At 49.6% G+C, this 5,610-nt stretch carries 4 protein-coding genes; 2 read left to right on the top strand and 2 right to left on the bottom strand.

Annotated elements, in window-relative coordinates:
* A partial coding sequence (locus tag QUA45_RS27795) for a phycobilisome rod-core linker polypeptide (RefSeq protein WP_333223084.1) occupies positions 1–2,432 on the bottom strand: 2,432 nt, incomplete at its 3' end.
* A 683-nt stretch (positions 2,433–3,115) separates the two neighbouring features.
* Here QUA45_RS27795 and QUA45_RS27790 point away from each other — a divergent pair.
* Entirely contained in the window at positions 3,116–4,321 is a 1,206-nt protein-coding gene (locus QUA45_RS27790) for a class I SAM-dependent methyltransferase (protein ID WP_333223082.1), read from the top strand.
* Positions 4,322–4,578: 257 nt separating this feature from the next.
* Here the strand turns inward: QUA45_RS27790 and QUA45_RS27785 are convergent, their stop codons facing one another.
* Positions 4,579–4,860 carry a hypothetical protein gene (locus tag QUA45_RS27785; protein WP_333223080.1) on the bottom strand — a complete coding sequence of 94 codons (282 nt, stop codon included), beginning with the start codon at positions 4,858–4,860 and terminating at the stop codon, positions 4,579–4,581.
* 509 nt (positions 4,861–5,369) lie between these two features.
* Here QUA45_RS27785 and QUA45_RS27780 point away from each other — a divergent pair.
* Positions 5,370–5,610 (top strand): hypothetical protein (locus tag QUA45_RS27780; protein ID WP_333223078.1); only part of this gene is annotated, 241 nt, incomplete at its 3' end.

The raw sequence follows: 5,610 nt of genomic DNA, 5'->3' as shown, positions 1-5,610 counted from the left end.
AGCGACGAGCAACCCAAAGCCTCAATGAACTCCTTGAGATTGATTTCCTTGTTGCCCAGTTTGCTTTCGAGCGCCGTGAATTCATTCTTCACAACATACGGGTTGATGTCGCGCTCAAAAATTTGACGGTAAGCAGCTTGAATTAAAGTTTTCAAAGCTACTTTGTCCGAAGTATTCGTCAGCTTGAACACCTTAGTTTGTTCGCGCCGCTTGCTGACACCTTGAGCGAGGCTATTTTGTAACTCGAAATCGCCCCGATCGAGCGCAGTGCCGAGTTCGATAAACCGAGGAGTTTCTGGCGTCTGAGCTTGGACATTTTGCTCAGCGACGGAACCCGATCGCATCGTCCGCATCGACAAACCACCGGGAGTTACATAGCGCTCGTAGGGCACTGTATCTTCCCCGAAAGCTTCGTTGTACTCCGTGCTGTCCAGGATGCTATCGACGAGCGCGTAGAAACCCTTCTTAGCGCAAATGTCAAAGTAAGCGTTCATTTCCTGACGGCCGTAGGTAGGGCGTCCCAGGAGTCGGCGGTGAATGTACTCGATCGCCTTACAAACGTAGAGCTTGCTCCAGTACATATTGCGGAACACGTCCGACTTCGCCAACATCCGAATAAACTCGCGCATCGGAATCTCGCCGTTTTCCAGCTTAATTTCCGCTACCTTTTGGCGCTGGCCGTCGAACACATCGCGACCGAACACTTGCAGGTAAGCTGCCCGAATCACCGCTTGGGTGGAACTTTCGGTATATTTGACACTGGAAGCATTGCTGTAGCTGCTGGAGACACCGCGGGCAGTTTTCTTGGAAGCAACATAGTTGCTCGGTAACTGGTCTAATTTAAAGACCTTGGGACCCAGAGAACCAGGAGCAGCACCGCGAGCCGCCGGATTGCTCAACTGATTGTCAATCCCCGCACCTTGACGGATCAGGATGCGGCGAGTGTCTTTGCCGAAGGGAGCCGGACGGCTCTTGGGGTTGCGAGTTTCTTTAGGGAAAATCGCGCCGAACTGAATTTCTAAGGGGTCATTGCCAACACCGTAAACGTGCTGGTCTGGCAGAGGCTGGTTGTAGCCGGCAAACAAGGTGATGAACTGAGGAACCTTGCGGAACGGAGCGCTGAAATTGAACAAATCAATTTGCGGGCCCCAGTTGCGACACTCCTGAGCTTCTTGGCCCAAACCGCGCAGGTAAGGCACTGTTTCTTCGCCGAAGTAATCGGAATATTCCTGGGAATAGACCATCGCGTCTACGAGGGCTGGCAGGCCGCCTTTGCTGACGATCGCAAAATACTTGCTAAATTCCTCCCGCGAGCTCAAACCGCGGCCTAGGAAGTGACGGGCGGCAAGTTCTACAGCGCGGCTGTTGACAAACGGCTCGTAGAATTGCTGACGGTACAGAGGAGATTTACCAAGGCGGCGAATAAACTCTTTCATCGAGATTTCGCCATTTTTGACCTTGGATTCCAAGTCAGAAATGCTTTGGCTGTATGCGCGGCTAATGTCGCGCTCGAATACTTGGCGGTAAGCTGCTTTGATTACTTCTAGCTTTTCTGCCGAAGACAGACCGGTTTTCATGACGAATTTCGATCGCCGCTCGGCTGCGTTGAAGTAGATTTGAGGCAGTTGCAGACCTTGCTGGTCGTTGCTTTCGCGCTGCCGCACCTTGTCTGAAGGTGTGGGAGCTTTGAATTCGGTAATTGCTACGTCGAAATACTGTCCGACGATCGCCGCGGCCTCTGCATTGTTTCTGAAATAGCCCAAAGATGCTGCCTTCATTTCCTGCATTGCCACAATTGTGGCCGCTGAAGAGCAAGCATTTTCGATGATTTCCCGCAATCCGCGCACGTTCACCGAAATAATGTTCGGGTCGCCAGCTACGATCGCGTAGGTGATGTAGCGCAAAAACCAGCTCAAGTCGCGCAGAGATTTGGTCATGTTGCCCGGGCCGTAGCGCGAGACATTGATCGGCTGAAATCCTGCTGGGATTGGGCCGCTGTAGCCGCCACCGTTGCCCGAAAACAGATTTCCCAGCCCCAAGAACCCGCCGCCACCGCCGTTGCCGCCAGCGCGGCTTTCTACGTAGGTGACATTTCCCAGTTTCATGCCTTCAGAGACATTCGCCGAGCCGCCGCGAGCCGCGCCTGCTACAGCCATCGCAGGTTCTTGTGGTCTTTCCAAAAATGCCAGCGGGGAACCGCCGGTAAAAATCCGGTTGGCTGCGCGGGATACTATCAGTTCCGAGTTTTGGGTCAGCGTCGCAGAGATATCGATCCGAAGAGCCCCGGAACTGAAATAACTTGCTAGTTCGCTGAGTTCGCCCCGCTGTAGAAAGCGGTCTTGCTGTTCTGCTTGCGAAATTGTTGCGACCGGTACAGTTTGATATAGTTGCGGACGCGCAACCGAGCTTCCACCACTTGCCTTTACAGTCATTAGACTCCTTAGCTCCCTATCCAAATAGTTGCAGCATTTAACCAGACTAACCTTGCCTTCTGATGCAGGTCAAAGTAGGTATTTTTGCTTTGTTTACTTTTTGCCTTTACCTGTCACGAGGTTCGGGCGCGCTTACTTTCTTAGATTAAAATGTTTTGGTTTCATCTTTCTGCCTGCGGGGAAATGTCCGATCCGAAGGCAGGCACGGGGTACTCCCTCCGCTGCGATCCGCCGGTATACCCGTGGAAAAAAAGACTCGGCAGGAGAGTTGCCTTTGGGCGATTGCAGCCAGTGCCTTGAATTAAAGGAAAAGAAAATCAAAAATTTTCTTCTGCCTGTTTCGGGGCTTTTGACTTTCTGCGGAAAGACGCCTCCGCTTTACCCGACAGTTCAGCGGTGGGCTATTGACAGTCCTTGTTTGTTAAAAAGCCTGTCGAGATTTATTGTATAGATTTAAGAGAGCTTATATGAGAAAAAATGATAAGTTTTATTACGCAGAAGCTGTCAGGGCTTGGCTATCAGGGGTTGGTCGATCGCCCGATCCCTCTGTTTGAGGCTTGCCCAACGCCAGCGAAGCGACACTTTGGTTGCGAGTAACGAAGCATTAGAAGTGCATGGCGTAGCGCTGTTACCCCGTAGCTACTGACAACCAATCTCAAAACCCACGCACTATTACCTCACCTATGGATACTACGCCTGATATCAGTGCTGCCGTGCGGCGGCTTTACGATACTTTCCCTTTCCCGCCCGATCCTTTGTCAGATGAACCGCCCCCTGGGTACAACTGGCGCTGGAGTTGGCCTGATGCTTACAATTTTTGCACCGGCCAAAAGCCGCCAAAACTAGATGTTCGGATTTTAGATGCTGGCTGCGGCACTGGTTCGAGCACCGATTATCTGATTCACCTCAATCCTGAAGCTTCGGTGACGGCGATCGACCTGAGTGAAGGTGCTTTGAAGGTAGCACAAGAACGCTGTCGGCGATCCTCTTCGAGGGCTTCGCTAACGGGAGCGCGGGAAGCTGATTTCCGCCACCTCAGCTTGTACGATGCGGCCGAGTTAGAGGGCGAGTTTGATTTGATCAACTGCGTGGGCGTGCTGCACCACTTACCCGATCCGATCCGGGGCATTCAAGCGCTGGCGGCGAAGTTGGCGGCGGGCGGTTTGATGCACATTTTTGTGTATGCTGAGCTCGGACGCTGGGAAATTCAACTCATGCAAAGGGCGATCGGACTTCTCCAAGGCCCGCAAAAAGGTGACTATCCCGATGGTGTCAAAGTCGGCCGTCAAATCTTTGCTTCTTTACCAGAAAACAACCGTCTTGTCAAGTACGAAAAACAGCGTTGGGCAGGAGAAAATCAGCGAGACGAATGTTTTGCTGATATGTACGTTCACCCGCAGGAAATTGACTACAATATTGAGACTTTGTTCGAGTTAATTGATGCTTCGGGATTGGAATTTATCGGTTTCTCAAATCCGGGATATTGGCAGTTAGAAAGACTTTTGGGCAAAGCACCGGAATTGATAGAAAGAGCTCAGGGTTTGACGGAAAGAGAGCTTTATCGATTAATTGAATTGTTGGATACGGAAATCACTCATTACGAGTTTTTCTTGGGCAAAAAGCCTGTTAATAAAATTGATTGGTCGGACGATCGGGCACTTTTGGCGGCAATTCCAGAGTTGAGTGGTTGTATGCACGGTTGGCCTAGTCAACAAGTGTTTGATTGCAATTATCAATTGGTCAATTTGTCAAGTGCTGAATTTGAGTTTTTGCAAGCTTGCAATACCAAAACTGTGGGAGAGATTTTGGCGGATGTGGAGATGGGATTGGATGAAGTGCGATCGATCTTGTCAAAACAGCTAATTTTGCTAACACCCGGTAAAATCTAAGGGCGGGCAAGATGCCCAACTCCTACTCCCCACAATCTAATTAGCTTTTTGTGGAACAGGCATCTTGCCTGTTCTTTGCTCGGAGTATAATTTCTGTTAAATTCCCAATTAATCAAGGTTTTACAGTTGGAGGATTAACAGCCGTAATTTGTGAATAACGAGCGAAATCAGCAATGTTAAAAGTTAGGATATGAGTTAAACCATGAACTAGCATAGCAGCAACTAGCCGCGCATTTTGTATCTACGAGAAACGGCATTTAACCTCTGTCTCCATAAATGATCTCTCTGCTAATAGCTTCATCTGAAAGAGTGGGGAGATTTATGGTACGATGAATGTCAACCCATTCTTGAAATGCTATTGACCATTCTGTTGGGGTAGCTGTTTCATAAAATGGAGGTTGTTGAGGTTCAATTAGCTGTTTGAGCATCGCATCTAGTAATGGTTTAATCTGATCCGCCGTGCGGTTGGTGATTTTTCCCAAAACTTGAGTAATCGTCTGTATCTCTTGTTCGTGAGATTGCTGAAGATTGTGCAGCATAATTATCCTTGAGTGCAAGTTTTTGGGTTGACGATAACAAAATTGATCGCACTTTTTAAATTGATTTTAATATTATAACTGTAGCGCAAAGCCTAGGAAGTAGGCGATTGCTCGTTCCCAGGCTCCAGCCTGGGAACCAGTTAATCCTGGATGCACGTACTAGGATTTTCTGTTATTGCGAACGTAGTGAAGCAATCTCAAAGCTGACGCACCTTTCCCAAATCCCAAATCCGAAATGGATTGACACAGGCCCCCGTCTGCGGCTACGCTTTGAAGTTAGAGGTTGCTTTGCTTGTAGAGGAAGTAGCCCGCGTCGCCCAAAAATCTAGTTGCACTGCCCAAAGCTGTTGGTAGCAGCAATGGACAGCTCACCGCCAAACTGGGACAAGCAGTCTGGAGGCTAACGGAGTATGATAACACTCTCTGTAGCCGCCCTGCTATGCGTTGAAAAGCGGGGCGGCTGGGTTTTTGGGTTTTTCTAGAAAACCTAAAACCAGGAGAACATAATTATGTCACAGGAATTCTTGCCTGACGACAACAAATTTGCACGACCAAATGACGACTCAGCAGCAGAATCGGAACAGGATGTGGTTTGTGTAACGGTGACAGGTTCGCCCAAGGGTGTCAGGGAAACCATACTCACTTTGTACCGCCTGGGATTTGCCCAAGTGGGCGATTGGAGTCCCCTACAACGTGCAGCTAATCCGAAGCAAGTGATGAGTGTGCTGATTCGCCGTCGGAAGCGCAAAG

Source organism: Microcoleus sp. Pol12A5 (assembly GCF_036701435.1).
Lineage (GTDB): Bacteria > Cyanobacteriota > Cyanobacteriia > Cyanobacteriales > Microcoleaceae > Microcoleus.
The sequence above is the reverse complement of the archived record's forward strand: the minus strand, read 5'-3'. Positions and strand labels throughout refer to the sequence as shown.

Excerpts from the sequence above, each read along its gene's own strand:
- QUA45_RS27785 (WP_333223080.1), bottom strand. The coding sequence starts at position 4,860 with ATGCTGCACAATCTTCAGCAATCTCACGAACAAGAGATACAGACGATT.
- QUA45_RS27790 (WP_333223082.1), top strand. The coding sequence starts at position 3,116 with ATGGATACTACGCCTGATATCAGTGCTGCCGTGCGGCGGCTTTACGAT.